The following is a 24,470-nucleotide window of genomic DNA, read 5'->3' as shown; positions in this document are numbered from 1 at the left end:
ACCAGTGAGAAGGACGACCCCCGTCGCGGCAGCGACCGTGTTCGTACTCAGCACGACCGGCTGCGGACTGCTGGGGCTGGGGTCGCAGGGCGGCGCCGAACCGTCCCCCTCGCCGACTCCGGTCAGCGCGGCCCCCCTCTTCGAAGAGGCGCTGGCCGCGCTGGAGGAGTCCCCCGCCATCCAGCTCCAGGGGCAGTTCTCCGACCCGCAGGACACCAGCAACGTGGTGAACACCTCCCTCACGGTCACCGACGCCGGGGCGGCCCTGGGCACCTTCCAGGTAGGGACGGGCGGGGAGGCCAGCTACTTCGAGGCCGACGGCAAACTCTTCGTCAAGGCCGACTCCGACTACTGGCTGACCCACGACGTCTTCAACCCCGACAGCGACGCCTACCCCGACAACTGGGTGCGGATCACCCACGAGCAGTTCGGCCTCGACCCGGGCGGCGTGCTGACCCCCGCCGGGCTCGCGGAGAGCCTGCGCACCAAGGCCCCGGGGGCCGACGCCGAGGCGGTGGAGGAGAAGCTCGACGGGGTCCTCGTCTACCGCGTCGAGCTGTCCGGGGGCACGGCCTGGATCACCTCGGAGGCCCCGCACACGCTGGTGCGGATGCAGATCGAGGAACTCGCCCCGGCCGAGGGAGAGGGGGTGGCCAGCCGCATCGACGCCAGCTTCGCCGAGGTCGACACCGCCGCCGTCGAGCAGCTCTACGACGACCTCGCCAAGTACGCCGGGGAGGAGCTGGAGTCCGCGCGCGACGCCCGCCTCGAAGTGGCCTGGGCCGAGGAGCTCGGCGGCGACTGCCAGACCGGCGGCGCGTGCACCATGGTCGGCAAGGTCGAGGAGACCAGCGGCGCCACCGAGGGCTCCATCCTCGTGCGCATGGACAGCCGCTTCAACAACGACGAGCTGGGCGAGAAGACGTGCACCAAGACCGCCGAGCTGAAGGCCGGGGGCACCGTCGAGCTCTCCTGCTCGATCGACTACGCGCTGGCGCCCAGCGCCAACCCGGTCACCTACACGATCGACTTCGAGGCGCTGCTGTCCACCCGGGCGCTCTCCAAGGACGCCCGCGAGCAGTTGGTCGCGACGATCAACGAGCAGCGGGAGGCCACCCTCTCCGGCGGCGACACCGCAGAAGAGGGCGGCGAGGAGGCCGAGAGCTCCTGAGCCCCGGCGGCCGGTCCGGTCCGGACCGGCCGCTCCGCGTCGGCGAGACGCTCGGCGCGGCACCGGGCCTCCGGCGGGTAACCTGAGAGTCTGACCCGAGAGACGAAGGACAGGGCTCACCCGTGTTCGAGACGCTTTCCGACCGCCTGACCACGGTCTTCTCCTCGCTGCGCGGCAAAGGCCGTCTCTCCGAGGAGGACATCAACACGACCGCGCGCGAGATCCGCGTCGCCCTGCTGGAGGCCGACGTCGCGCTGCCCGTCGTACGCGAGTTCATCGCGCGGATCAAGGAGCGGGCACGCGGTGCGGAGGTCTCCAAGGCGCTGAACCCCGCCCAGCAGGTCATCAAGATCGTCAACGAGGAGCTCATCGAGGTCCTGGGCGGCGAGACCCGCACGATCCGGTTCGCCAAGACCCCGCCGACGGTCATCATGCTGGCGGGTCTCCAGGGCTCGGGTAAGACGACCCTGGCGGGCAAGCTCGCCAAGTGGCTCGCCGACCAGCGCAACACCCCGCTGCTGGTCGCCGCCGACCTGCAACGGCCCAACGCGGTCACCCAGCTCCAGGTCCTGGGGGAGCGGGCGAAGGTCCCGGTCTACGCGCCCGAGCCGGGCAACGGCGTCGGCGACCCGGTCGAGGTGGCGCGCAGCTCTGTCGACTACGCACGGCGCAACAACCACAACGTCGTCATCATCGACACCGCGGGTCGGCTCGGCGTCGACGAGGAGATGATGCGGCAGGCCGCCGACATCCGGGACGCGGTCTCCCCCGACGAGATCCTCTTCGTCGTCGACGCGATGATCGGTCAGGACGCGGTCAACACCGCGCAGGCGTTCCTCGACGGGGTCGGCTACGACGCGGTCGCGCTGACCAAGCTGGACGGCGACGCCAGGGGCGGTGCCGCGCTGTCGATCCGGCACATCACCGGCCGGCCCATCATGTTCGCCTCCACCGGTGAGAAGCTCGAGGACTTCGACCTCTTCCACCCCGACCGCATGGCCTCGCGCATCCTCGACATGGGCGACGTGCTCACCCTGATCGAGCAGGCGCAGCGCACCTTCGAGGAGGCCGAGGTCCAGAAGATGGCCAGCACGCTGGCCTCCGACGAGGACTTCACGCTCGACGACTTCCTCGAGCAGATGATGATGATCCGTCGGCTCGGTCCCATCAGCAACCTGCTGAGCATGATGCCCGGCATGGGGCAGTTGCGCGACCAGATCGACAGCATCGACGACCGCGACCTGGACCGGATCGCGGCCATCATCCGGTCGATGACCCCGGCCGAGCGCGCCAACCCCAAGATCATCAACGGGTCCCGCCGACTGCGCATCGCCAACGGTTCGGGCACCCAGGTCAGCGAGGTCAGCCAACTGGTCACTCGCTTCTTCGGGGCGCAGAAGATGCTCCGCCAGCTCAAGCAGGGCGGCGGGTTCCCCGGCATGCCGGGGCTGCCGGGCATGCCCGGCATGGGCGGGGGCCGGAGGAAGGCGGCCAAGGCCGCGGGCAAGAAGGCCAAGAAGAACAAGCAGCGCAGCGGCAACCCGATGAAGGCCCGCCAGCAGGAGGCCGAGCGCGCCGCACAGCGCGAGCGCAAGCGCACCGAGGCGCCCGCCGACACCGGACTGCCCGCGGGCTTCGGGGGCGGCATGCCGCAGCTCCCGCCCGGCTTCGGCGGCGGGCAGATCCCCGACCTGTCCAACTTCAGGCTGCCGAAGAAGAAGTGAGCCGGGCTGGGCTGACCGCGTGCGGCCACGCGCCGCGCCGGAGCCTGCGCGTCCCTCCTCCGATCATCTGGCACAATTGGTTGTTGACTAACGGTGCGCGGGGTCAGCCCTCTATCTCACCCCTCGCACCCACGTCCCACCCGGTGCGGCGCCGCAACCCCACGCGGTGGTCGCCAGGGTGTTTCCGCCTTAACCGGGAGAGACCACACCAGTGGCTGTCAAGATCAAACTCAAGCGTATGGGGAAGATCCGTACGCCGCAGTACCGGATCGTCGTGGCTGACGCGCGCACCAAGCGCGATGGAAAGGCGATCGAGGAGATCGGCAAGTACCACCCGAAGGAGGAGCCGAGCCTCATCGAGGTGAACTCCGAGCGGGTGCAGTACTGGCTGTCCGTGGGCGCCCAGCCCACCGGTCCGGTGCAGCACATCCTCAAGCTCACCGGCGACTGGCAGAAGTTCAAGGGCCTGCCCGCTCCGACCAAGCCGCTCAAGGTCGCCGAGCCCAAGGACAAGGAGGCCCAGGAGGCCGCCTTCCAGGCCGTGCTGAAGGAGCTTGTCCTGCCGGGCAACGAGAGCAAGGGCGGAAAGTCCAAGAAGGCCGGCGAGAAGTCGGCCGAAACCACCGCGGAGAAGTCCGAGGGCGAGGCCTGACGTGCTGGAAGAGGCGCTTGAGCACCTCGTCAGGGGGATCGTGGAGAACCCTGACGACGTCCACGTGCGGTCCCGCAGACTCCGCAAGGGCAAGGTGCTCGAAGTCCGGGTCCATCCCGACGACCTCGGCAAGGTGATCGGTCGCAACGGCCGTACCGCCAAGTCGCTGCGGACCGTCATCGGGTCCCTGGCCGGCGGCCGGTACGTCCGGGTCGACCTGCTGGACCTCAACGAGGTGCGCTGACTCGCGTCCATGAGGCACCGCCCGCCGGTGCCCCGTGGACGATGCGGGTGTGCGGACAGGAACGCGTCCTGTCCGCACACCCGCTTTCCCGCATGCCCCACCCCCGGCGTGTCCCGCGGCACCGTGCCGCGCCCCGCGCCGCCACGTGCCTAGGAGAAGATGTGCGTCTCGTCGTCGGCCGGATCGGCCGCCCGCACGGCGTCAGAGGCGAGGTGGCCGTCGAGGTGCGCACCGACGCGCCCGAAGAACGCTTCGAGGTGGGTACCACACTCGACACCGACCCCTCCGACGCCGGACCGCTCACGATCACGGCGGTACGGCAGCACGGCGACCGGCTGCTGGTGCGCTTCGAGGGGGTCGCCGACCGCAACGCCGCCGAGGAGCTGCGCGGCGTCTTCCTGGTGATCGACTCCTCCGAGCTGCCCCCGCTGGACGACCCCGACGAGTTCCACGACTACGAGCTCATCGGCCTGCGGGTGGAGACCACCTCGGGCGAGGCCGTCGGCGAGGTCGTGGACGTCCTGCACCACGCCCAGGACACCCTCGTGGTCTCCGGGAACGGAAAGGCGGAGGTCCTCGTGCCGTTCGTGCGCGCGCTGGTGCCCGAGATCGACACCGAGGCGGGCCGCATCGTCATCGACCCGCCCCCGGGCCTGCTCGAACTCGGCCAGTAGCCGGAAAGGCCGCCACGCCCCATGCGCATCGACATCATCACGATCTTCCCCGACTACTTCGCCCCGCTCGACCTCTCCCTGATCGGCAAGGCCCGCCGCGCCGGGCTGATCGACGTGCGCCTGCACGACCTGCGCCGGTGGACCTACGACCGCCACCACACCGTCGACGACACCCCCTACGGGGGCGGGCCCGGCATGGTGATGAAGCCGGAGCCGTGGGGCGAGGCCCTGGACGCGGTCACCGCCGACGCCGACGGGGCGGTCCCCCGCCTGATCCTGCCGACGCCCAGCGGGCGGCCCTTCACCCAGCGCGACGCGGTCCGGCTCGCCGAGGAGCCCTGGCTGGTCTTCGCCTGCGGACGCTACGAGGGCATCGACGCGCGCGTCGCGGTCGACGCGGCGCGCAGGATGCCCGTCGAGGAGATCAGCATCGGCGACTACGTGCTCAACGGCGGCGAGGTCGCGACCCTGGTCGTGGTGGAGGCCGTCTCCCGCCTCCTGCCGGGGGTGCTCGGCAACGCGGAGTCCGCCGCACAGGACTCCTTCTCCCCGGGCACGATGGACCACCTGGTGGAGGGGCCGGTCTACACCAAGCCCGCGGTCTGGCGCGGCCACGAGGTGCCGCCCGTGCTGCTGTCCGGACACCACGGCGCGGTGGACCGCTGGCGGCGCGACGAGGCACTGCGCAAGACCGCCCGCAACCGCCCCGACCTGATCGACCGCCTCGACCCCGACCAGCTCGACAAGCGCGACCGCGAGGTCCTCGCGGAGGTGCGGTTACAGGACACGCCGCAACCTGTGGCAGACTAGGGAGGGTTGTCCCTGACCGTCGGCCCGCGCCGACGTTCCGCAAACCCCGGGTCCCACCGCGGACACCGGGCCCGGACAGGCAGGGGCGACGTCATTCCACCCAGCAGATCCGCCCGCGCGAGCGCAACCCGTCGGCGCGGCGCGCTGTCGATGAGGAACCGCTGAGATGCACACCGCCATTCAGGAGCTTGAAAAGGCCCAGTTGCGCTCCGACGTGCCCGACTTCCGTCCGGGCGACACGCTGAACGTCCACGTTCGGGTCACCGAGGGCAACCGGACCCGGATCCAGGTCTTCAAGGGCGTGGTGATCCGGCGGCAGGGGTCGGGAATCCGCGAGACCTTCACCGTCCGCAAGATCAGCTACGCCGTCGGCGTGGAGCGGACCTTCCCGGTGCACAGCCCGGTGCTGGAGAAGATCGAGGTCGTCTCCCGTGGCCGCGTCCGCCGCGCCAAGCTCTACTACCTGCGCAACCTGCGCGGCAAGGCCGCCCGCATCCGCGAGCGCCGCTGACCGGTCGGCCGATACGGCGATACGGTTTCACCCGATCGGGGGCGCCTTTTCCGACAGAAGTCGTTGCGCTCGGCTAGGCTTCAGATCCGATGAGCAACGATGAACGGTCCGGCCCGATCGGGAACCACGATCCAGACGACTCCGTCAGCCGCCCCGTCGCGGGCGACCCGGTCGACGACACCGGCTCCCCCGTGCCTTCGCACGGGGGAGCCGGTGTGCTTTCCGAGAAGGCGGCCGAAGGGCACAACGACACCGCAGAGAATCCGGATGGCAGCATGAGCGCGAAGAAGAAGGGCGAGGACAGCCAGGGATCCTTCTGGAAGGAACTCCCCATACTGATCGTGGTCGCCCTGGTCCTGGCGTTCGTCATCCAGAGGTGGGTGGTCCAGCCCTTCCACATCCCGTCCCGCTCGATGGAGGAGACCCTCCTCGTCGGAGACCGGGTGCTGGTCAACAAGCTGGTCTACCAGTTCCGCGACATCGAGCGCGGCGACGTCATCGTCTTCAACGGCGGCGGTACCTGGGACGAGGGCACCGAGGTCGCGCTCCCCGCGGACACCAACCCGATCTCCCGGTTCTTCACCTGGGTGGGCCAGCAACTGGGTGCCGCCCCCACCGGCAAGGACTACATCAAACGCGTCATCGGCCTGCCCGGCGACACCGTCGAGTGCTGCGACGAGCAGAACCGGATCATCGTCAACGGCGTCTCGGTGGACGAGGACTACCTCTACCCCGACAGCCTGGCCACCCACCAGCCGTTCGGGCCGGTCACCGTGCCCGAGGGCCACCTGTGGGTGATGGGCGACCACCGCGCCATCTCCTACGACTCGCGCATGCACCAGAGCAACAACGGGGGCGGCAGCATCCCCCAGGAGGCCGTGGTCGGCCACGCCTTCGTCGTCATCTGGCCGCCGGAGAACATCGGGCTGCTCTCCTCGTCCGACGCGTTCGACGAACTGGACGACGCGGCCGTGGACCAGGCCGCGGCCGCGGTCCCGTTCGCACTGGGCCTGGCCGGAGCGGTCCCCCTCCACCTGATCGGACGGCGCCTGCTGCGCCGCCCGCGGGGCGGCGGCGACTCCGGGCATCACCAGGAGTAGTGGCGGGTAGTTGACACGTGCACCACTATGGTGCTGTGGGCATGTTTCCTGCTCTGAGGGTCGAGAGGGCACCCGCGCCCCGCTGCACGACCGGTAAGGAGGTCGGCTCACCGCAGACCGGAACGGCACGAGGAAAGCGAGCTGTGTGATGAGTTCTGAGGACCTGGAGAAGTACGAAGCCGAGATGGAGCTGCAGCTCTACCGCGAGTACCGGGACGTCGTCGGACTGTTCAGCTACGTGGTGGAGACCGAGCGCCGCTTCTATCTCACCAACCACGTCGACCTGCAGCCGCGTTCCACCGACAACGGCGAGATGTACTTCGAGGTCACGATGCAGGACGCCTGGGTCTGGGACATGTACCGGCCGGCCAGGTTCGTCAAGAACGTCCGTGTGGTGACCTTCAAGGACGTCAACGTGGAGGAGATCACCAAGGCCGACCTGGAGATCCCGCCGCACAACTCCTCCTCGTGAGGGACGGGCGGCCTCCGTGGTCTCACCTCCCCCTCCCCGGGTAGTGGCCGTCGGGAGAGCGACCGCACGACTCGCGGGAGAGACCATGGAAGAGCAGCCCGGACACGACGCGGCCCGGACCAACCAGGCCCGCAGCGAGCCCCTTCCGGCCACACCGCAGTCCCCTCCCGGACAGCGGGCGGTACGGCGCAACGAGGAGCTGGGGACCTCGGGGGCCGAAGTGGAGGAGACGGACTCCGGCCGACGCGGCGGCTCCCCGCGATCGGCCGTCGGCGCAGGAATCCCGGCCGCCGAAGCCCCGCAGGACGCGCCCGGAATCCAGGCGACCCGTGCCGGACCGGGGGACCCCCGGCAGGTCACCACCGTGGCCAACGCCGTCCCCGGAAAGCCCGACGGCGAGGTCGACACCCGCCCCGACCAGCCCGCGAGCGGCACGGAAACCCCCTGAACACAACGCGGTGAACCCCGTCGCGCACCGGGAGCCGGTCCCGGTGCGCCCACGGCCCTCTCCCGTCCGCCCCGGAGTTGTCCACAGCCCGGGAGAAGTCCCGCCGACGCCCCGCGCACGTCCGCCACCGTGGATCCGGGAGGTGGTGCGGGTGCGCACACGGTCACGGCCGTCGAACCGGCGGCAGGAGTTGGGGCGGCTCGGCGAGGAGGCCGCCGCCGAGTACCTGGCCCGGACAGGACTGCGGATCCTCCAGCGCAACTGGCGGTGCCGGGACGGCGAACTCGACATCGTCGCACGCCAGGGGCGGACCCTGGTCGTCGTCGAGGTCAAGACCCGCTCGGGGCTGCGGTACGGCGCCCCGACCGGCGCGGTGGACGGGACCCGCGGCGCCCGGCTGCGCGCCCTGGGACGCCGCTGGGCGCGCGAGCACGGCTGCCCCGCCGCGCGGATCCGGGTGGACGTCCTGGGGCTGCTGGCCCGCCCGGACGGCCGCTGGTTCCTCAGCCACCAGCGGGGGGTGGCCTAGCCGTGGCGCTGGCACGCACCCGTTCCGTCGCCCTGCTCGGGGTCGAGGGCTACGGCATCGACGTCGAGGCCCACATCGGCCGCGGAAAATCCGGACTCACCCTGGTCGGCCTGCCCGACGCCGCGCTGCGCGAGGCCCGCGACCGCATCAGGGCCGCCGTCGTCAACAGCGGCGAGTACTGGCCCGACAACCACATCACCGTCAGCCTGTCCCCGGCCAGCCTGCCCAAGAGGGGCAGCGGGTTCGACCTCAGCATCGCCGTGGCGATCCTCGCCGCCAGCGGCGTCATCCCCGCCGACGAGGTCCGCGAGACCGCCTTCCTGGCCGAACTCAGCCTCGACGGCCGCACCCGCCCCATCCACGGGGTGCTGCCGATGGTGCTGGCCGAGGCGGTCCGCGGCCGCCGCTCGTTCGTCGTCGCGCGGGCCAACGCCGAGGAAGCCCGCCTCGTCAGCGGGGCCGAGGTGGTCGCGGTGGGCTCCCTCGCCGAACTCGTCAGCCGCCTCCGGAACGGCACCGCAGCCCCGGAGCCCGCGCCCGAACCGGCCGCCGCCGCGGCGGACGACCGCGAGGACGCCGAGGGCCGCCCCGACCTCGCCGACGTCCTCGGCCAGCCCGTGGCCCGCAGGGCGGTCGAGATCGCCGCGGCGGGCGGCCACAACCTGTTCCTCCTGGGACCTCCCGGCACCGGCAAGAGCCTGCTGGCCGAACGCCTCCCCACGATCATGCCCCGCCTCGACACCGACGAGGCCATCGAGGTCACCGCCATCCACTCGGTGGCGGGCGCCCTGCCCTGCGGCGGGCCGCTCATCACCCGTCCGCCCTTCTGCGCCCCGCACCACACGGCCACCCGCACCGCCATCATCGGCGGCGGCAGCGGGGTGCTGCGGCCCGGCGCGGTCAGCCTCGCCCACCGCGGGGTGCTCTTCCTGGACGAGGCCCCCGAATTCGCCCGGGGAGTGCTGGACTGCCTGCGCCAGCCGCTGGAGAGCGGGGAGGTCGTGGTCGCGCGCGCCGCCGCCACCGCCCGCTTCCCGGCACGGTTCCTGCTGGTCATGGCGGCCAACCCGTGCCCCTGCGGCCAGTCGGGGGCCAAGTGCGTGTGTCCGTCGGCCGCCCGCAGGCGCTACCTCGGCCGCCTCTCCGGACCGCTGCTGGACCGGATCGACCTCAAGGTGGAGCTCCAACCCGTCTCCCGGGCCGAACTCCTCGCCGACCGCGCGTTCGCGGAGTCCTCCGCGACCGTCGCCGCCCGGGTGGCCCAGGCCCGGGAACGCGCGGCGCACCGCCTGAAGGACACCCCCTGGTCCTGCAACGCCGCGGTGCCAGGGGCCGAGCTGCGCCGACGCTTCCCGCCGCCGCCCGAGGCCCTGCGCGTCCTGGGCGAGGCCATGGACCGGGGGCTGCTGAGCGCGCGCGGCGCTGACCGCGTCCTCCGCCTGGCGTGGACCGTCGCCGACCTGGGCGGCAGGGACGCCCCCACCCCCGACGACGTCGGCCACGCGTTCGCGCTGTGGACGGGGGCCGTGCGATGAGCGGCGGCGAACGGCCCGACCCGTCCCCCTCCGCCGCCGAGGAGGCCGCGGCCCGCGCAGGGCTGAGCGCCGCCGTCGAACCGGGCGATCCGGTGCTGGGCGCGCTCCTGGAGAGCCGGCCCGCGTCCCGGGTGTGGACGGCGCTGCGCACCGGAGCCCCGCTGGAGCCGCCCGCCGGGTGGACCGCGGCCGCCCTGCGCGGCCGACTGGAGCGGTGGCGGGCCCGCGCCCGCGAGGTCGACCCCGACCTGGTGCTCTCCCGGGCCGGAGACCAGGGGATCCGGCTGGTGGTCCCCGGCGACCCCGAATGGCCCAGCCAGCTCGACACGCTGGCCGAGCGCCGCCCCCACGCGCTGTGGGTGCGCGGCGCCCACGACCTCCGCAACGCCTGCCTGCGCGCCGTGTCCGTGGTGGGCTCCCGGGCGGCCTCCGCCTACGGCCTGCACGTGGCCACGGAGATGTCCCACACGCTCGCCGAGCACGGCTGGTGCGTGGTGTCGGGCGGCGCCTACGGCATCGACGGCGCGGCCCACCGGGGCGCGCTGGCCGGCGGCGCCGCCACGGTCGCCGTGCTGGCCTGCGGGGTCGACATGCACTACCCGAGAGGCCACGAGCAGCTCTTCGCCGAGATCGCCGGGCACGGGGTCCTGGTCAGCGAGCACCCGCCCGGTGCCGCTCCGAACCGCCACGCCTTCCTGGTCCGCAACCGGCTCATCGCCGCGCTCACCCCGGGAACCGTGGTGGTCGAGGCGGGGCGGCGCAGCGGGGCCGCGAACACCGCCGCGCACGCCCAGGAGCTGGGACGCACTCTGATGGCGGTGCCCGGGCCGGTGACGTCGGCGCTGTCGGTGGGCTGCCACCGCCTGCTCCGCGACTACCAGGCGGTGTGCGTCACCTGTGCCCGCGACGTCATCGAGCAGCTCAGCCCGGTGGGGGCGGAGCCGCCGGGCGAGGAGCGCGTCCGGGTGGGCGCCGACCTCCTCGACGACACCGCCCGCCGACTGCTGGAGGCGCTGCCCGAGCGGGGAAGCGTCGGCGTGGCGGTGGCCGCGGCGGCCAGCGGGCTGACCCCCGACGCCGCGCTGCGGCGGCTCGGCCTGCTCGCGGCGGCCGGGCACGTCGAGCGCGCCGCCGCGGGCTGGCGGCGAATCCCCGGTTCCCGCACCTCCCGGGGTTAGAGTGCCGACGTGGCCAAGAACTACAGTCCCGCCCGGCTCGCGGAAGGGCCGCTGATCTTCGTCTCCGGCCAGGTGCCCGAGGACGCGGACGGCAGCGTCGCCGAGGGCGACGCCGCCGCACAGGTACGGCAGGTCCTCGCCAACATCGAGAGCGCACTGGCCCCCTACGGGGCCGACCTGCGGCACGTCGTCAAGTGCACCTACTACCTGCGCCACATCGCCGACCTTCCCGCGCTGCGCCAGGTCCTGGCCGAACGGCTGGTCCACCACCCCCGCCCCGCGGGGACCCTGGTCGAGGTCAGCGGCCTGCTGGACTCCCGCTACCTGGTCGAGATCGACGCGGTGGCGGTCCGGCCCGCGCCGTGACGCGCGGCACCCGGCACGCCGGGAACAGGTTCCCCGGCGGGCCGGGGTCGGCGAAGCTGGACCCATGGCCGACACCGGGAACTCCTCCGAGGACGCCTTCGCCGACGCCCTCGCCGACTTCGAGCGCCACCTGCGGGCCGAACTCGGCCGCTCGCCGCACACCGTGCGCGCCTACCTGGCGGACCTGCGCGGACTGCGGGACCACCTGCGGCGGGAGGGGCGCGCCCTGGCCGACCTGGACCTGGGGGTGCTGCGCGGCTGGCTCGGCGCGCAGCACGCGGCCGGAGCCAGCCGCGCCACCCTGGCACGGCGGATCGCCTCAGCCCGGGTGTTCACCTCCTACCTGCACCGCACCGGGCGGCTGGAGTCCGACCCGGGGCTGCTGCTCGTCGGCCCCCGGCGGCACCGGACACTCCCCGCGGTGCTGGACGAGGCCCAGGCCGCCGAGGTGTGCGCCGCGGCGGGAGGCGACGGGGAGTCGCCGCTCGCACTGCGCCGCCGGGCGGTGGTGGAGCTCCTGTACGGCACCGGCATCCGCGTGGCCGAGCTGTGCGGCCTGGACCTGGGCGACGTGGACCGGGAACGCGCCACGGTGCGCGTGCTCGGCAAGGGGGACAAGGAGCGGGTGGTCCCCGTGGGCCGCCCGGCCCTCGACGCCGTGGACCGCTGGCTGGCCGACGGACGGCCCCGCTGGGCCGTGCCCGCCAGCGGGGACGCGCTGTTCCTCGGAGCGCGCGGCGGCAGGCTGGGCGTGCGCACCGCCCGCCGCGACGTCCACGAGAGCACCGGGGCGGTGGCGCGGACCGGACCGCACGGGCTGCGGCACAGCGCCGCCACCCACCTGCTCAACGGCGGCGCCGACCTGCGCAGCGTCCAGGAGATCCTCGGACACGCCGCGCTGGCCAGCACCCAGATCTACACGCACGTCTCCGTCGAGCGGCTGACCCGCGTCTACCGCCAGGCCCACCCCCGGGCCTGACCGGTCCCCGGACAGCGGCAGCAGGCGCACGGCCGCCTCGCCCAGCAGCGCCAGCGGGTCGAGGTAGTCGCGGCCGTACCGCAGCCCCCAGTGCAGGCAGTGCCGCGGAGCGCAGTGGAGGGGGAGGGCGGCGAGCGTGCCGACGGGCTGGCCCGCGCGGACCTCCTCGCCGGGCCGGACCAGGGCGGTCACCGGAAGGTAGGTGGTGTGCGTCCGGCCGTGCACGACGGTCACCACCGGGGCGCCGCCCACGGTCCCGGCGAACCCGACCCGCCCCGGCCCGGCGGCCAGCACGGTGTCGCCCGGGGCGGCGGCGAGGTCGACGCCGCGGTGCCCGGCGAGCCAGCGCTGTGCGGGCGGGGCGAACTCCCGCAGCACGACGGGGGCTCCCCGCAGCGGCCAGGTCCACGGGCCGGTGTCGGAGCGGGCGGCGGGGCCCGGGACGGCCACGGCCGTCAGGGTCAGCAGTACCAGCAGGGTAAAGACACGGAGCGAGTGGAACATGGCGCCAGCGTGGCTCCCCGCAGCGGGGCGTCGCCGGGCGGATCCGCAGGCTGTGGACAGAGGGGTCCGGACACGTTGCGGCGGACAGAGCCGCAACGCGGCCCACCCGCCGGGCGGCTAGAATTCATGGGGTGGCCCAGTACCGGGCCGCACATCACGCACGTCCCCGAGCCTTCCGAGTGGAGGGACCGGACTCACGGTCCGCGTCACGCCTGGTGGCGGCGCGGCGGCCCGGTCGGGGCGTCAGGAACAACCGGATGCGGGCCGACCGCCCGCGCACAAGGAGGGCCGAAGTCATGGCCACAGTCGTGACGATTCGCCAGTTGCTGGAGAGCGGCGTCCACTTCGGGCACCAGACCCGTCGCTGGAACCCGAAGATGAAGCGCTTCATCTTCACCGAGCGCAACGGCATCTACATCATCGACCTGCAGAAGTCGCTGTCCTACATCGACCGCGCCTACGAGTTCGTCAAGGAGACGGTCGCCCACGGCGGCACCATCCTGTTCGTCGGCACCAAGAAGCAGGCCCAGGAAGCCATCTACGAGCAGGCCCGCCGGGTCGGCATGCCCTACGTCAACCAGCGCTGGCTGGGCGGCATGCTCACCAACTTCTCCACCGTGCACAAGCGCCTTCAGCGCCTCAAGGAGCTCGAGGAGATCGACTTCGAGGACGTGGCCTCCTCCGGCCGCACCAAGAAGGAGCTCCTCGGCCTGCGCCGGGAGAAGGAGAAGCTGGAGCGCACCCTCGGCGGTATCCGCGACATGGCCCGCGTGCCCAGCGCGGTGTGGATCGTGGACACCAAGAAGGAGCACATCGCGATCAGCGAGGCCCGCAAGCTCAACATCCCGGTCGTGGCGATCCTCGACACCAACTGCGACCCCGACGAGGTCGACTACCCGATCCCGGGCAACGACGACGCGATCCGCAGCGTCAGCCTGCTCACCCGGGTGGTCGCCGACGCCGTCGCGGAGGGTCTGATGATCCGCTCCGGCGGGGCCCCGGGCGGGGAGAAGGGCTCCGAAGAGCCGCTGGCCGAGTGGGAGCGCGAGCTTCTGGAGGGCAAGGGCGAGGCCCAGACCGCCGAGGCCCCGGCCGAGGAGGCCGCTCCGGCTGCCGAGAACGGGAGCACCGAGGAGGCCTAGGCTCCTCCGCAATCCTTTCCGACCCATACCTAGCGGATAGAGATACTGAAGCTATGGCGAACTACACCGCCGCCGATGTGAAGAGGCTGCGCGAGATCACCGGCGCTGGCATGATGGCCTGCAAGAAGGCCCTGGAGGAGTCGGCCGGTGACTTCGACAAGGCCATCGAGGCCCTCCGGATCAAGGGCGCCAAGGACGTCGGCAAGCGCGCCGAGCGCACCGCGGCCAACGGCCTGATCGCCCTCGTCCAGAACGACGACACCTCCGCCGTCCTGCTGGAGCTCAACTGCGAGACCGACTTCGTCGCCAAGAACGAGAAGTTCCAGCAGTTGGCCGCGGACCTCGCCGAGTTCGTGGCGCGCACCGACCCGAGCGACGTGCCGTCGCTGCTCGCCGCCGAGTACGCCGACGGCAAGACCGTCGCCCAGGTGATCGAGGAGAACAGCGCGGTCATCGGCGAGAAGCTGGAGGTCCGGCGCTTCGTCAAGGTCGAGGGCGCCTACGTGGCCAGCTACATGCACAAGTCCGACCCCGACCTGCCGCCGACCCTCGGCGTCCTGGTCGAGCTGGACAAGGCCAACCCCGAGGTCGCCAAGGACCTGGCGCAGCAGATCGCCGCCCTGGCCCCGAAGTACATCAGCCGTGACGACGTGCCCGCCGACGTCCTCGAGAACGAGCGGCGCATCGCCGAGGCCACCGCCCGCGAGGAGGGCAAGCCCGAGAAGGCGCTGCCCAAGATCATCGAGGGCCGGGTCAACGGCTTCCTCAAGGACGTGACCCTGCTCGGTCAGCCGTTCGTCAAGGAGAACAAGAAGACGGTCCAGAAGATCGTCGACGAGGCCGGCGTGACCGTGCGTCGCTTCGTGCGCTTCAAGGTCGGCCAGGCCTAGAGCTTCTGCGATGATGGAGGTGTCGGGACAACTTCCCCCGGCACCTCCGTCAGATCTGGACGGTGTGTGAGCCTCCTGGAGACCCAGCGGGTTCGCGCAGTACAACCCACCGGGGGAACCAGAAGGGGGCCGATCTTCGTGCCGGACAACGAGGGACAGCACGTCGTGGCCAGGCGCGACGGCGGATGGAAGCGTGTGGTGCTCAAGCTGTCGGGGGAGGCGTTCGCGGGCGACGAGCAGCTCGGCATCTCCCCCAAGGTCGTCGGCTACATCGCGCAGGCGATCGCCGAGGCGGTCGCCAAGGGCATCCAGGTAGCCGTCGTCATCGGTGGCGGCAACATGTTCCGGGGCGCAGAACTGTCCCAGGACGGTATGGAGCGCAGCCGCGCCGACTACATGGGCATGCTCGGCACCGTCATCAACTGCCTCGCGTTGCAGGACTTCCTGGAGCGGCTCGGGGTCGAGACCCGGGTGCAGACCGCCATCCACATGAGCCAGGTCGCCGAGGCCTACATTCCGCGCCGCGCGATCCGGCATCTGGAGAAGGGCCGCGTGGTCATCTTCGGAGCCGGGCTCGGGGCGCCCTTCTTCTCCACCGACACCGCAGCCGCGCAGCGGGCGCTGGAGATCGGCGCGCAGGCCGTGCTCAAGGGGACACAGGTCGACGGCGTCTACGACTCCGACCCGCGCAAGAACCCCACGGCGGTCCGGTTCGACCGCCTCGACTACAACGAAGTGCTCACCCGCGGCCTGAAGGTCATGGACGCCACGGCGGTGAGCCTGTGCATGGACAACGGTCTGCCGATCGTGGTCTTCGACCTGATGGGACAGGGCAACATCCTCCGTGCGGTGCAGGGGGAGAAGATCGGCACGGTCGTGTGTCCCGCGGACGTCTGACAGGTCTGCCCAGTCCTCGTACCACTCCGGCAAAGCGACACACGGGAGTCCCGAAATGATCGAAGAGACCCTCCTCGAAGCAGAGGAGAAGATGGAGAAGGCCGTCCTCGTCACCAAGGAAGACTTCGCCTCGATCCGTACCGGGCGTCCCAGCCCAGCGACCTTCAGCCGGATCAACGCCGAGTACTACGGCACGATGACCCCGATCAACCAGCTCGCGTCCTTCCAGGTGCCCGAGCCGCGCATGGTCGTCGTCTCCCCGTTCGACCGGTCGGCGATCCCGGCCATCGAGAAGGCGATCCGGGACAGCGACCTCGGTGTCAACCCCGTCAACGACGGCACCATCATCCGCGTGGTCTTCCCCGAGCTGTCCGAGGAGCGCCGCAAGGAGTACGTCAAGGTCGTGCGGGGCAAGGCCGAGGACGGCAGGACGTCCATCCGCAACGTGCGACGGCACGCCAAGGACGCCATCGACAAGGCCGTCAAGGCAGGTGAGATCGGAGAGGACGAGGGCCACCGCGCCCAGAAGGAGCTCGAAGCGCTCACCCACAAGTACGTCGCCGAGATCGACGAGATGCTGAAGCACAAGGAATCAGAGCTGCTCGAGGTCTGATCCTTGTCCAACTCCGACTCATTCGAGGGTCCGGTACCGGAACGGGGCGGTGACGACACGTCTCCGGACGGAGGAGCCGGACCAGAGGCGCAGCGCGCCGACTCCCGCGAAAAGCGCTTCACCCTGCACAAACCCGACGGCCGTCCCGTGCGCACCGGGCGCAACCTCCCGCTGGCCATCGGCAGCGGGCTGGCCCTGGGAGCGCTCGCCTACCTCGCGATCGTGCCGTACCCGCCCCTGTTCACCGTCATCACCTCGATCGCCGTGGTGCTGGGGGTGAGGGAGCTGCGCCGGGCCTTCGCCTCCCGCGGCATCCGCCCAGCCCTGGTTCCCGTCGTCGCTGGTGGGGTGGCCATGCAGGCCGCGGCCTTCTTCGGCGGGCCGCTCTGGCTGGTGGGGACGCTCGCGGTGGCGGCGATCCTGGGACTGGTGTGGCGGCTGCGCGGCGGCGCCGAGGGATACGTGCAGGACGCCACGGCCACCCTGTTCGTCCTGGTCTACCTGCCGCTGCTGCTGAGCACCTGGCTGATGCTGCTGGCCGAGCCCGACGGCCGCTGGCGGCTCATCGCCTTCATCGTGGTGACGATCAGCAGCGACATCGGGGGCTACTTCGCGGGCATCCTGTTCGGCCGCCACAAGATGGCTCCGGTGATCAGCCCCAACAAGACCTGGGAGGGTTTTGCCGGGTCGGTGCTGAGCTGCATGGTGGCCGGGGCGCTCACCGTCAGCCTCCTGCTGGACGGCTCCGTCTGGGCCGGGCTGGTGCTCGGCGGCGCCGTGGTCCTCGCGGCGACCGTCGGCGACCTGATCGAGTCGCTCATCAAACGCGACTTCGGCCTCAAGGACATGGGGTCCTTCATGCCCGGGCACGGCGGGCTGCTGGACCGGGTCGACTCGCTGCTCATCGCCGGTCCGGTGGCGTGGATCGTGCTGAGCCTGCTCGTCCCCGCGGCCTGACCGCCGCGCACCGGGGGCCGCGACACGCCGTGTGTCGCGGCCCCCGCCGTTGCGGAGGGCTCACCCCGCGGCCCGCTCGCCTCCCGGCGAGGACTCCTCCAGCAGGCGCTGCCCGCAGATGCGGCAGCGCAGCGCGTGCTTGGGGTTGGGGGCCCGGCAGGCCGTGCAGGAGACGGTCCCCACGCCCTCGTCGATGGCGCGGGCGAGGGAGTCCAGTGGTTCGTCGGCGAGCGCCGTGTGGGCCGCGCACAGGCCCTCGCAGAACGGCACCACCTGGTCGGGGGAGAGCGTCACGGGACGGCCCGCCCGCGTGGTGATCCGGTAGGCGTCCCGTCCCCGGTCCTCGTGGAAGGTCAGCAGGCCCTCCTGCTGGGCCAGCCGGAGCAGGGTGCTCAGATAGGCGTGGGTGCCGCGTTCGAGCAAGGGAAACACCCGACCTTCCTTCCGTGTCCGTGCGGGTTCAGGGCCAGGCCGGACCGCGGCCTCAGCCCAGGATCCAACTGCGTCCCTCGGCGGCGAGCTTGGCGATGAGGGTCTCGGCGTCGTGCTCCTTGGCGAACAGGTGCTCGGGGCGGGTGATGGGCACCACCCACAGCCAGTTCACCGGGTCGCCGTGGAAGGTCAGCCCCGACAGGTCGGGCGGCGGGGCCCACTCCGGGCCGGCCAGCACGCTGGGGTCGGAGACCAGCAGCACCGCCGCGTGGTTGCCGCGCAGCGGGGAGTCCTCGCCGTTGTCCAGCCACTTGATGCTGTGGCCGGGCCCGAACCAGGTGACCGCCCGCCACGGGAAGGTGCCCAGCCAGCGGAAGATCCGCGCCGCCAGGTGTGCGGGGGCGGTGGTGGCCAGCGCCAGTTCGATGCGCGCATAGGCGGAGGTGTCCGCCATGTACCGGTCCAGGGTGGGCATCCGCTGGCCGCACATGCCCACGGTGCTCAGCACCGTGTAGGGACGGTCCGGGGTGGGCGGCCGCTCCGAGACGCGGATCAGCGGGTCGTGGCCGTCGGAGACGTCCCAGTAGTGTCCGGCCGGTCCCACCGTCCGGAGATGGTTGAAGACCGAGCGCTGCACGCTGCGCCAGGCTCCCGGGGCGGCACGCCAGGACCAGTACGCCTCGGCGTGCACCACCCGGGGCCACAACTGGGCCGCCACGTCGTCGAGCGCCCAGGCGTAGGCGCTGCGGCCGATCGCGTCCCGCGAGTACCCGGGCAGCCCGCGGTCGGCCTCGGCCCACCCCGGGATGATCGCCAGGAGCCCTTCCTCGTCGAGCAGGGCGACCCCGTCGCCCTCCTCGAACCACACCACGCGCAGCCGGGAGGCGTTCAGCGGGGCGCGGCCCTGCGGGTGCTTGGTGTAGGCGGCGGGCATGAGCGGCGCCCGGCCCGCGTAGAGGCCGGAGGGGTCGCTGGTCTCCGGCGCGATCTCGTGGTTGGCCAGCCACACCGGGACGCGCACCTGGCCGCGCGGGTCCAGAAGGTAGGCGGCCGTGGTGTGGGTGTCGTACTCGACGATGACCCGGCGACTGCGGTAGGGACTGGTCTCGTCGAGGAGAATCTGGGTCTGGGCCACGCCTTCCTCCTCGTCACTCGCTCGTCACTCGGCCACCGCGCGGCAGCCTGCCCGCGCCGCGTAGTATGGACGGCAGTGCCGGTTCGGGGGAGCACGCCGTCTCTGGGGAAAATTCCGTGGTCGGCCCCACAATTATCGCGTAATGCCCACCCCCGCCGTCCCGTACGACGACAGACACCCTTTTGTGACCTGGACATGAAGCCATGCCTGCTGAGCTCACTTTCGTAGCGCCGCGCCGGGCCCAACCGCCCCGGCACCTCGCCGACATGGGCCCCGAGGAGCGTCGAGCCGCGGTCGCCGAGCTCGGGGAGAAGCCGTTCCGCGCCAAGCAGTTGGCCCGGCACTACTTCGGGCGTCTGGAGTCGGACACCGCGCGGATGACCGACCTGCCCGCCGCCGCGCGGGAGCGGCTGGGGGAGGCGCTGCTGCCCCGCCTGCTCACCCCGGTCAAGCACGTCACCTGTGACAACGGCATGACCCGCAAGACGCTGTGGCGGGCCTTCGACGGGGTGCTGTTCGAGTCGGTGCTGATGCGCTACCCGGACCGGATCACCCTGTGCGTGTCCTCCCAGGCGGGCTGCGGCATGAACTGCCCGTTCTGCGCCACCGGCCAGGCCGGGCTCACCCGCAACCTGTCCACCGGGGAGATCGTCGACCAGGTCGTCTCGATCGCCCGGGACCTGGCCCGCGGCGAGGTCGCGGGCGGTCCGGGGCGGATCAGCAACATCGTCTTCATGGGCATGGGCGAACCGCTGGCCAACTACCGGCGGGTGCTGGACGCGGTGCGCCGCATCACCGACCCGGTGCCCGACGGGCTGGGGATCTCCCAGCGCGGGGTCACCGTCTCCACGGTGGGGCTGGTGCCCGCGATCGAGAAGCTCACCGCGGAGCGGCTCCAGGTGCGGCTCGCGGTCTCCCTGCACGCCCCCGACGACGAGCTGCGCGACGAGCTGGTCCCGGTCAACAACCGGTGGAAGGTCGCCGAGGTCCTGGACGCCGCGTGGCGCTACGCCGACACCACGGGGCGCCGCGTGTCCATCGAGTACGCCCTGATCCGGGACATCAACGACCAGCCCTGGCGCGCCGACCTGCTCGGCAGGCTGCTGGCGGGCCGACTGGCGCACGTCAACCTGATCCCGTTGAACCCGACGCCGGGGTCCAAGTGGACCGCCTCCCGGCCCGAGGACGAGCGGGAGTTCGTGCGCAGGCTCCAGGCGCGCGGCGTGCCGGTGACGGTCCGCGACACCCGCGGACAGGAGATCGACGGCGCCTGCGGTCAGCTCGCCGCCTCCGGGGCCTGAGGGTCCGGCGGCGCGCGTTGGCCGAGAGCCTCCTCGCCTTCCTCGTCGCACTGGTCTCCGCACTGCTGCCGTTCCTCAACATCGAGGTCTACCTGCTCGGCGTGGCCGCGCTGACGGACGGCGGGTGGCTGCTGGCGGCCGCGGCGGCCGCGGGAGCGGGACAGACCCTGGGCAAACTGGCCTACTACCTCGTGGGGCGGGGGGTGCTCACGGTCCCCTGGCTGCAGCGCAGGAGCAGGACTCCGGGACGGTGGAGCGCGCGCATCGCCCGCTGGCGGGAGCGGGCCGAGGAGCACCCGGTGTGGGCGGCGGGGCTGCTCGCGGTCAGCTCCCTGACCAGCGTCCCCCCGTTCATGGTGGTCTCGGTGCTGGCGGGCACGGTGCGGATGCCAGTGGCGGTGTTCCTGGCGGTGACCATGGCGACCCGCACCGCCCGTTTCGCCGTGCTGGTGTGCGTGCCCGGCGCGGCCGCGGCGCTGCTGTGACCCGGCGCGGCCCCGGCGGGCCGCCTGGACGCGGCCGCCGGGGCCGGTGCGGCCCTCACCGGGGCTAGCGCGTTCCCCAGGCGTAGGTCTGCTTGCGCAGCTTCAGGTAGAGGAAGGTCTCGGTGGAGGTGACGGTGGGGACCGCGCGGATGTGGCTGAGGATCTTCAGCAACTGGTCGTCGTCCTCGGCCACGACCTCCACCAGCAGGTCCAGGGAACCGGCGGTGATGACGACGTACTCGACGCCGTCCAGGTCGGCGATCGCGTCGGCCACGGCGTTGAGGTCGCCGTTGCAGCGGACGCCGATCATCGCCTGGCGTTTGAACCCCAGCATCATCGGGTCGGTCACGCCGACGACCTGGACCACTCCGCTTTCCAGGAGGCGCTGGACACGCTGTCGGACGGCGGCTTCGGAGAGGCCGACGGCCTTGCCGATCGCCGCGTAGGAGCGCCGTCCGTCCTGCTGGAGCTGCTCGATGATCCGCTTGGCGGTGTCGTCGAGGACCACCCCGCCGCCGTTGCGGCGCGGCCCGGGCGTTGACTCCGATCCCTCGGCCACCTAATCCTCCGCTATCGGTTGTTTGTGCCGGTCAAATGTCCTGAATTGGTTGTCCAGAGTACTTCGGGTAGCGGAATCACAAGTTTCGGTGTGTTTCAGGGAGGTTGCAAGTTCCCGGCCGGCAAGCGGGTCGCGTACGGAGTCCAGCGCCAGCAGGGCGACGTGCAGGGACAGACAGGTCTCCACCGACTCCAGGTCCACACCGAGAATATGTGAGATGCGTCTCAGTCGCTCGTAGAAAGCGGGACGTGACAGGTGCGCCCGGGACGCCGCCAGGGTCTTGTTGCGTCCGGCGTCCAGGTAGTGCCGCAGCACCGAGGTCAGGTCCGTGCCGTGCCGGGCGTCGTGGTCCAGCAGCGGCCCCACCTCGCGCTCCACGTAGGTCTGCAACCGCTCGTCGTCGCGGAGCAGGTGCAGCAGCCCGCGCAGGTGCAGGTCGGGAAGGCGGTGGTAGGGGCGGTCGGTGACCTGGCGCGCGGCGACGTCCGCCACCTGGCGGGCCTCCAGGAAGGAGCGCCGGACCCCGCGGATGTCGTCGACGGGCGACCCCACCGCGAGCACCGTCCCGGTGCCGACGCGCTCGCGGACCAGCGGGGCGAGCCGGTCCAGGCACCGCTCCGGATCCTCGGCGGGCGGCAGGGCCAGCAGGACGCCGACCCGCAGGTCGTCGAGCGAGCCCACCAGGGCGGGCAGCCGCAGCTCCCGGCAGACCCGGGCGGCGCCCTCGGCGGCGTCGGCCAGCCGGGCCTGCGTGGCCAGTCCGGTCCCGGTGTCGCGCAGCCGCAGCACCAGGGCGACCAGGGTGCGCCCGGTCAGCGGGACGCCGACGGCACGCGCCCGGACCAGCGCCTCCTCCGGATCGGAGTAGGAGCGGTCGACGATGCCCGCGATGATCGTGCGGTGGGCCTGGCGTTCCAGCCCCTCCTGGTGCCGCTCCAGCAGCCGGCCCAGGGCCAGCGTCGTCGCCGCGCGCTCCACCAGCGTGGTCAGCAGCGGGGTGGGGGAGGCACCGCACACCAGGACGAGCCGCCCCCAGTCCTGGCCGCGCGCGCCCACCATGGTGACCAGCCAGCCCGTCGCCGGGTCGTGGACGGTCCGCCTGGTGCTGCGCACCGACCGGGAGCGGCTCTCCCAGGACGTCAGCAGGATTCCGGGGTCCTCCCCGTTGAGGTCGCAGGCCAGCACCTGGTGGGCCAGGTTCTCCAGCAGCACGGGGCAGCCCGAGAGCCGGGCCACCTCCCGCAGCACCCGGTCGTGGGGGGCGCCCTCCACCGACAGCTCGGTGAAGACGGAGTGCAGGTGCTCCGAGGCGCGCAGCTCCTCAAGCTGCTCGCCGAGCACGCGGCGGTGCACGGCCTCGGTGATCTCCACGAACCGGGTCTCGCGCTCCAGGCAGACCAGCGGCACGCCGGCCTCCAGGGCCGCCTCCCGCAGCGCGTCGGGCAGTCGGCCGCGGTACTTGCGGCCCAGTTCCACGGCGAGCCCGCTGACCCCCGCCTCCGCCAGGTCGGTGACGTAGCGGCGCAGCGCCTCCGCGTCGTCGGGCAGCGCGATCCCGGTGGTCAGCACGAGCTCGCCGCCGCGCAGCAGGTGGGCCAGGTCGGTGACCTCGGCGACGTGCACCCAGCGCACGGGGGAGTCGAGCCGGTCCGCCCCCACCACGACCCTGGGGCGGGCGCGCCGCACCACGGGCAGGTCGAGCACTTCGGCGAGGGAGGGGAGCACAGGCCGAGTGTACAGACGGGACCTGGGTCCTCTTGACGACCTGTAAGCCACAGGGCCCGGAAATCGCCACTGTGCCGCTGGTCAAGGCGGGAGCGCAGCGGTGAGACTGGAGGACATGTCGGATCTGCTCGCGCGCCACCGTGCGGTCATGCCCTCGTGGATGGCCCTGTACTACGACAAGCCCATCGAGATCGTCAGCGGCAAGGGGAACCGGGTCGTCGACTCCGACGGCAACACCTACCTGGACTTCTTCGCCGGGATCCTCACCAACATGATCGGCTACGACGTCGCGGAGGTGCGGGAGGCCGTCCAGGCCCAACTGGCCCGCGGCGTCGTGCACACCTCCACCCTGTACCTGCTGCGCGGCCAGGTGGAGCTGGCCGAGAAGATCGCCCGGCTCTCCGGCATCCCCGACGCGAAGGTGTTCTTCACCAACTCCGGCACCGAGGCCAACGAGACCGCGCTGCTGCTGGCCACCCACGCGCGCGGCAGCGACCAGGTGCTGGCCCTGCGCAACAGCTACCACGGGCGCTCGTACGGCACCATCGCGGTCACCGGCAACCGGGGCTGGAAGAACTCGTCGCTGTCCCCGCTCAACGTGCACTACCTGCACGGAACCGACCGCTCCCACCCGGCCTTCGCGCACCTGTCCGACGCCGAGTACATCGACGTGTGCGTGGCCGACCTGCGGGAGGTGCTCAGCACCACGGCCCCGAACGTGGCCTGCCTCATCGCCGAGCCCGTCCAGGGGGTCGGCGGGTTCGCGATGCCCCCCGACGGCCTGTTCGCCGCCTACCGGGAGGTCCTGGACGAGCAGGGCATCCTGTTCGTCTCCGACGAGGTGCAGACCGGCTGGGGGCGCACCGGCTCCAGCTTCTGGGGGATCGGCAACCACGGCGTCGTCCCGGACATGATGACCTTCGCCAAGGGACTGGGCAACGGCTTCGCCATCGGCGGCGTGGTCGCCCGCGGCGACCTCATGGACGCGCTGCCCGCCAACGGGGTCTCCACCTTCGGCGGCAACCCGATCGCCACCGCCGCGGCCAACGCCACCCTCGACTACGTGCTCGACCACGACCTCCAGGCCAACGCGGCGCGGCTGGGACCGCTGGTCCTGGAGCGGCTCGCCCCGCTGCGGCAACTGCCCGCGGTGGGCGGGGTGCGCGGCAAGGGGCTGATGTTCGCCGTCGACATGGCCGACCCGGCCACCGGCGCCCCCAGCGCCGAACTGGCCGCCGCCGTGCTGGAGGAGACCCGCAGGCGGGGCCTGCTCGTCGGCAAGGGCGGGCTGCACGGCCACACCCTGCGCATGGCGCCGCCGCTCACCCTCACCGAGGAGGAGGCCGAGGAGGGAGCGGCCATCCTGGTCGAGGCCGTCACCGCGGTCAACGACGCGGCCGCCTGAGCCGACCGGGCGCGGCCCCGGATCCGGGGCCG

At 72.0% G+C, this 24,470-nt stretch carries 26 protein-coding genes and 2 pseudogenes; 23 read left to right on the top strand and 5 right to left on the bottom strand.

Going from position 1 to position 24,470, the window contains the following annotated elements:
• The first annotated feature begins 4 nt into the window (after positions 1-4).
• From AC529_RS01855 to AC529_RS01785, 15 genes are all read left to right on the top strand, one after another.
• The gene (locus AC529_RS01855) at positions 5-1,171 is read left to right on the top strand and encodes a LolA-like protein (RefSeq protein WP_232306524.1); all 1,167 of its coding nucleotides are present in this window, start codon (positions 5-7) and stop codon (positions 1,169-1,171) included.
• Positions 1,172-1,293: 122 nt separating this feature from the next.
• Positions 1,294-2,895, top strand: a complete 1,602-nt coding sequence (gene ffh, locus AC529_RS01850; protein WP_068753183.1) for a signal recognition particle protein — start codon at positions 1,294-1,296, stop codon at positions 2,893-2,895.
• A 211-nt stretch (positions 2,896-3,106) separates the two neighbouring features.
• The gene (gene rpsP, locus AC529_RS01845) at positions 3,107-3,547 is read left to right on the top strand and encodes a 30S ribosomal protein S16 (protein WP_068753182.1); all 441 of its coding nucleotides are present in this window, start codon (positions 3,107-3,109) and stop codon (positions 3,545-3,547) included.
• 1 nt (position 3,548) lies between these two features.
• Positions 3,549-3,791 carry an RNA-binding protein gene (locus AC529_RS01840; protein WP_068687663.1) on the top strand — a complete coding sequence of 81 codons (243 nt, stop codon included), beginning with the start codon at positions 3,549-3,551 and terminating at the stop codon, positions 3,789-3,791.
• Positions 3,792-3,952: 161 nt separating this feature from the next.
• The gene (rimM, locus tag AC529_RS01835; RefSeq protein WP_068753181.1) at positions 3,953-4,465 is read left to right on the top strand and encodes a ribosome maturation factor RimM; all 513 of its coding nucleotides are present in this window, start codon (positions 3,953-3,955) and stop codon (positions 4,463-4,465) included.
• Between the two features lie 21 nt (positions 4,466-4,486).
• A complete protein-coding gene (gene trmD, locus AC529_RS01830) occupies positions 4,487-5,275 on the top strand; it encodes a tRNA (guanosine(37)-N1)-methyltransferase TrmD (RefSeq protein ID WP_068753180.1) in 789 nt (262 codons plus the stop codon).
• A gap of 166 nt (positions 5,276-5,441) precedes the next feature.
• A complete protein-coding gene (gene rplS / locus AC529_RS01825; protein WP_068753179.1) occupies positions 5,442-5,786 on the top strand; it encodes a 50S ribosomal protein L19 in 345 nt (114 codons plus the stop codon).
• Between the two features lie 89 nt (positions 5,787-5,875).
• Complete coding sequence (gene lepB, locus AC529_RS01820; RefSeq protein ID WP_068753178.1) at positions 5,876-6,886, top strand: signal peptidase I; 1,011 nt, start codon at positions 5,876-5,878, stop codon at positions 6,884-6,886.
• Positions 6,887-7,034: 148 nt separating this feature from the next.
• The gene (locus AC529_RS01815; protein WP_068753177.1) at positions 7,035-7,358 is read left to right on the top strand and encodes a DUF2469 domain-containing protein; all 324 of its coding nucleotides are present in this window, start codon (positions 7,035-7,037) and stop codon (positions 7,356-7,358) included.
• A gap of 85 nt (positions 7,359-7,443) precedes the next feature.
• On the top strand, positions 7,444-7,806 hold the full coding sequence (locus AC529_RS01810; protein WP_068753176.1) for a hypothetical protein: 363 nt from the start codon (positions 7,444-7,446) through the stop codon (positions 7,804-7,806).
• 151 nt (positions 7,807-7,957) lie between these two features.
• Positions 7,958-8,335 (top strand): YraN family protein, encoded by a 378-nt coding sequence (locus tag AC529_RS01805; protein WP_068754387.1) that lies wholly within the window; start codon positions 7,958-7,960, stop codon positions 8,333-8,335.
• A gap of 2 nt (positions 8,336-8,337) precedes the next feature.
• The gene (locus tag AC529_RS01800) at positions 8,338-9,870 is read left to right on the top strand and encodes a YifB family Mg chelatase-like AAA ATPase (RefSeq protein WP_068753175.1); all 1,533 of its coding nucleotides are present in this window, start codon (positions 8,338-8,340) and stop codon (positions 9,868-9,870) included.
• Positions 9,867-11,048 carry a DNA-processing protein DprA gene (dprA, locus tag AC529_RS01795; protein ID WP_068753174.1) on the top strand — a complete coding sequence of 394 codons (1,182 nt, stop codon included), beginning with the start codon at positions 9,867-9,869 and terminating at the stop codon, positions 11,046-11,048. The genes AC529_RS01800 and dprA overlap by 4 nt, the downstream gene beginning before the upstream one ends.
• Before the next feature lie 9 nt (positions 11,049-11,057).
• Positions 11,058-11,414: a RidA family protein gene (locus AC529_RS01790; RefSeq protein WP_068753173.1), complete on the top strand. Its 357-nt coding sequence runs from the start codon at positions 11,058-11,060 to the stop codon at positions 11,412-11,414.
• Positions 11,415-11,478: 64 nt separating this feature from the next.
• Positions 11,479-12,393: a tyrosine recombinase XerC gene (locus tag AC529_RS01785; protein ID WP_083947859.1), complete on the top strand. Its 915-nt coding sequence runs from the start codon at positions 11,479-11,481 to the stop codon at positions 12,391-12,393.
• 66 nt (positions 12,394-12,459) lie between these two features.
• On the opposite strand, the pseudogene AC529_RS19330 reads toward AC529_RS01785, so the two are convergent.
• A pseudogene (locus tag AC529_RS19330) lies at positions 12,460-12,897 on the bottom strand (murein hydrolase activator EnvC family protein); the annotation flags it as partial.
• 296 nt (positions 12,898-13,193) lie between these two features.
• Between AC529_RS19330 and rpsB the strand changes: the two are divergent.
• The 5 genes from rpsB to AC529_RS01760 all read left to right on the top strand — a co-directional run bounded on the left by rpsB (position 13,194) and on the right by AC529_RS01760 (position 17,396).
• Positions 13,194-14,039 carry a 30S ribosomal protein S2 gene (gene rpsB, locus AC529_RS01780; RefSeq protein ID WP_068753172.1) on the top strand — a complete coding sequence of 282 codons (846 nt, stop codon included), beginning with the start codon at positions 13,194-13,196 and terminating at the stop codon, positions 14,037-14,039.
• Between the two features lie 53 nt (positions 14,040-14,092).
• Positions 14,093-14,929, top strand: coding sequence for a translation elongation factor Ts (gene tsf, locus AC529_RS01775; protein WP_068753171.1), 837 nt, complete (start codon positions 14,093-14,095; stop codon positions 14,927-14,929).
• 138 nt (positions 14,930-15,067) lie between these two features.
• Positions 15,068-15,826 carry a UMP kinase gene (pyrH, locus tag AC529_RS01770; RefSeq protein ID WP_068753170.1) on the top strand — a complete coding sequence of 253 codons (759 nt, stop codon included), beginning with the start codon at positions 15,068-15,070 and terminating at the stop codon, positions 15,824-15,826.
• A 55-nt stretch (positions 15,827-15,881) separates the two neighbouring features.
• Positions 15,882-16,439 (top strand): ribosome recycling factor, encoded by a 558-nt coding sequence (frr, locus tag AC529_RS01765; protein ID WP_068753169.1) that lies wholly within the window; start codon positions 15,882-15,884, stop codon positions 16,437-16,439.
• A gap of 3 nt (positions 16,440-16,442) precedes the next feature.
• A complete protein-coding gene (locus AC529_RS01760) occupies positions 16,443-17,396 on the top strand; it encodes a phosphatidate cytidylyltransferase (RefSeq protein ID WP_068753168.1) in 954 nt (317 codons plus the stop codon).
• Positions 17,397-17,456: 60 nt separating this feature from the next.
• Here AC529_RS01760 and AC529_RS01755 read toward each other — a convergent pair whose 3' ends face one another.
• Together AC529_RS01755 and AC529_RS01750 are read right to left on the bottom strand one after the other, a co-directional pair.
• Positions 17,457-17,828 carry a hypothetical protein gene (locus tag AC529_RS01755; RefSeq protein WP_068753167.1) on the bottom strand — a complete coding sequence of 124 codons (372 nt, stop codon included), beginning with the start codon at positions 17,826-17,828 and terminating at the stop codon, positions 17,457-17,459.
• A gap of 52 nt (positions 17,829-17,880) precedes the next feature.
• Positions 17,881-18,963: a suppressor of fused domain protein gene (locus AC529_RS01750; RefSeq protein WP_068753166.1), complete on the bottom strand. Its 1,083-nt coding sequence runs from the start codon at positions 18,961-18,963 to the stop codon at positions 17,881-17,883.
• A gap of 203 nt (positions 18,964-19,166) precedes the next feature.
• On the opposite strand from AC529_RS01750, the gene rlmN reads away from it, so the two are divergent.
• Both rlmN and AC529_RS01740 read left to right on the top strand, forming a co-directional pair.
• Entirely contained in the window at positions 19,167-20,264 is a 1,098-nt protein-coding gene (gene rlmN, locus AC529_RS01745; RefSeq protein WP_068753165.1) for a dual-specificity RNA methyltransferase RlmN, read from the top strand.
• A gap of 17 nt (positions 20,265-20,281) precedes the next feature.
• Positions 20,282-20,749 carry a hypothetical protein gene (locus tag AC529_RS01740; RefSeq protein ID WP_068753164.1) on the top strand — a complete coding sequence of 156 codons (468 nt, stop codon included), beginning with the start codon at positions 20,282-20,284 and terminating at the stop codon, positions 20,747-20,749.
• Positions 20,750-20,813: 64 nt separating this feature from the next.
• On the opposite strand, the gene AC529_RS01735 is transcribed toward AC529_RS01740, so the two are convergent.
• Both AC529_RS01735 and AC529_RS01730 read right to left on the bottom strand, forming a co-directional pair.
• Positions 20,814-21,308 carry an Lrp/AsnC family transcriptional regulator gene (locus tag AC529_RS01735; protein WP_068753163.1) on the bottom strand — a complete coding sequence of 165 codons (495 nt, stop codon included), beginning with the start codon at positions 21,306-21,308 and terminating at the stop codon, positions 20,814-20,816.
• A gap of 129 nt (positions 21,309-21,437) precedes the next feature.
• Positions 21,438-23,033 (bottom strand): annotated as a pseudogene (locus tag AC529_RS01730) (PucR family transcriptional regulator); the annotation flags it as partial.
• 115 nt (positions 23,034-23,148) lie between these two features.
• On the opposite strand from AC529_RS01730, the gene AC529_RS01725 reads away from it, so the two are divergent.
• Positions 23,149-24,438, top strand: coding sequence for an aspartate aminotransferase family protein (locus tag AC529_RS01725; protein WP_068754383.1), 1,290 nt, complete (start codon positions 23,149-23,151; stop codon positions 24,436-24,438).
• Positions 24,439-24,470 lie beyond the last annotated feature (32 nt).

Origin of the sequence: Thermobifida cellulosilytica TB100 (assembly GCF_001517975.1) — a bacterium.
Lineage (GTDB): Bacteria > Actinomycetota > Actinomycetes > Streptosporangiales > Streptosporangiaceae > Thermobifida > Thermobifida cellulosilytica.
Note: the sequence above shows the minus strand (reverse complement) of the source record. Positions and strands in the feature narration are given on the sequence as shown.

Bases quoted from the DNA above. Each gene is read 5' to 3' on its own strand.
- AC529_RS01815 (WP_068753177.1), top strand. From the start codon at position 7,035: ATGAGTTCTGAGGACCTGGAGAAGTACGAAGCCGAGATGGAGCTGCAG.
- dprA (WP_068753174.1), top strand. From the start codon at position 9,867: ATGAGCGGCGGCGAACGGCCCGACCCGTCCCCCTCCGCCGCCGAGGAG.
- AC529_RS01785 (WP_083947859.1), top strand. From the start codon at position 11,479: ATGGCCGACACCGGGAACTCCTCCGAGGACGCCTTCGCCGACGCCCTC.
- frr (WP_068753169.1), top strand. From the start codon at position 15,882: ATGATCGAAGAGACCCTCCTCGAAGCAGAGGAGAAGATGGAGAAGGCC.
- AC529_RS01810 (WP_068753176.1), top strand. From the start codon at position 7,444: ATGGAAGAGCAGCCCGGACACGACGCGGCCCGGACCAACCAGGCCCGC.
- rlmN (WP_068753165.1), top strand. From the start codon at position 19,167: ATGCCTGCTGAGCTCACTTTCGTAGCGCCGCGCCGGGCCCAACCGCCC.
- AC529_RS01725 (WP_068754383.1), top strand. From the start codon at position 23,149: ATGTCGGATCTGCTCGCGCGCCACCGTGCGGTCATGCCCTCGTGGATG.
- rplS (WP_068753179.1), top strand. From the start codon at position 5,442: ATGCACACCGCCATTCAGGAGCTTGAAAAGGCCCAGTTGCGCTCCGAC.
- rpsB (WP_068753172.1), top strand. From the start codon at position 13,194: ATGGCCACAGTCGTGACGATTCGCCAGTTGCTGGAGAGCGGCGTCCAC.
- trmD (WP_068753180.1), top strand. From the start codon at position 4,487: ATGCGCATCGACATCATCACGATCTTCCCCGACTACTTCGCCCCGCTC.
- lepB (WP_068753178.1), top strand. From the start codon at position 5,876: ATGAGCAACGATGAACGGTCCGGCCCGATCGGGAACCACGATCCAGAC.
- tsf (WP_068753171.1), top strand. From the start codon at position 14,093: ATGGCGAACTACACCGCCGCCGATGTGAAGAGGCTGCGCGAGATCACC.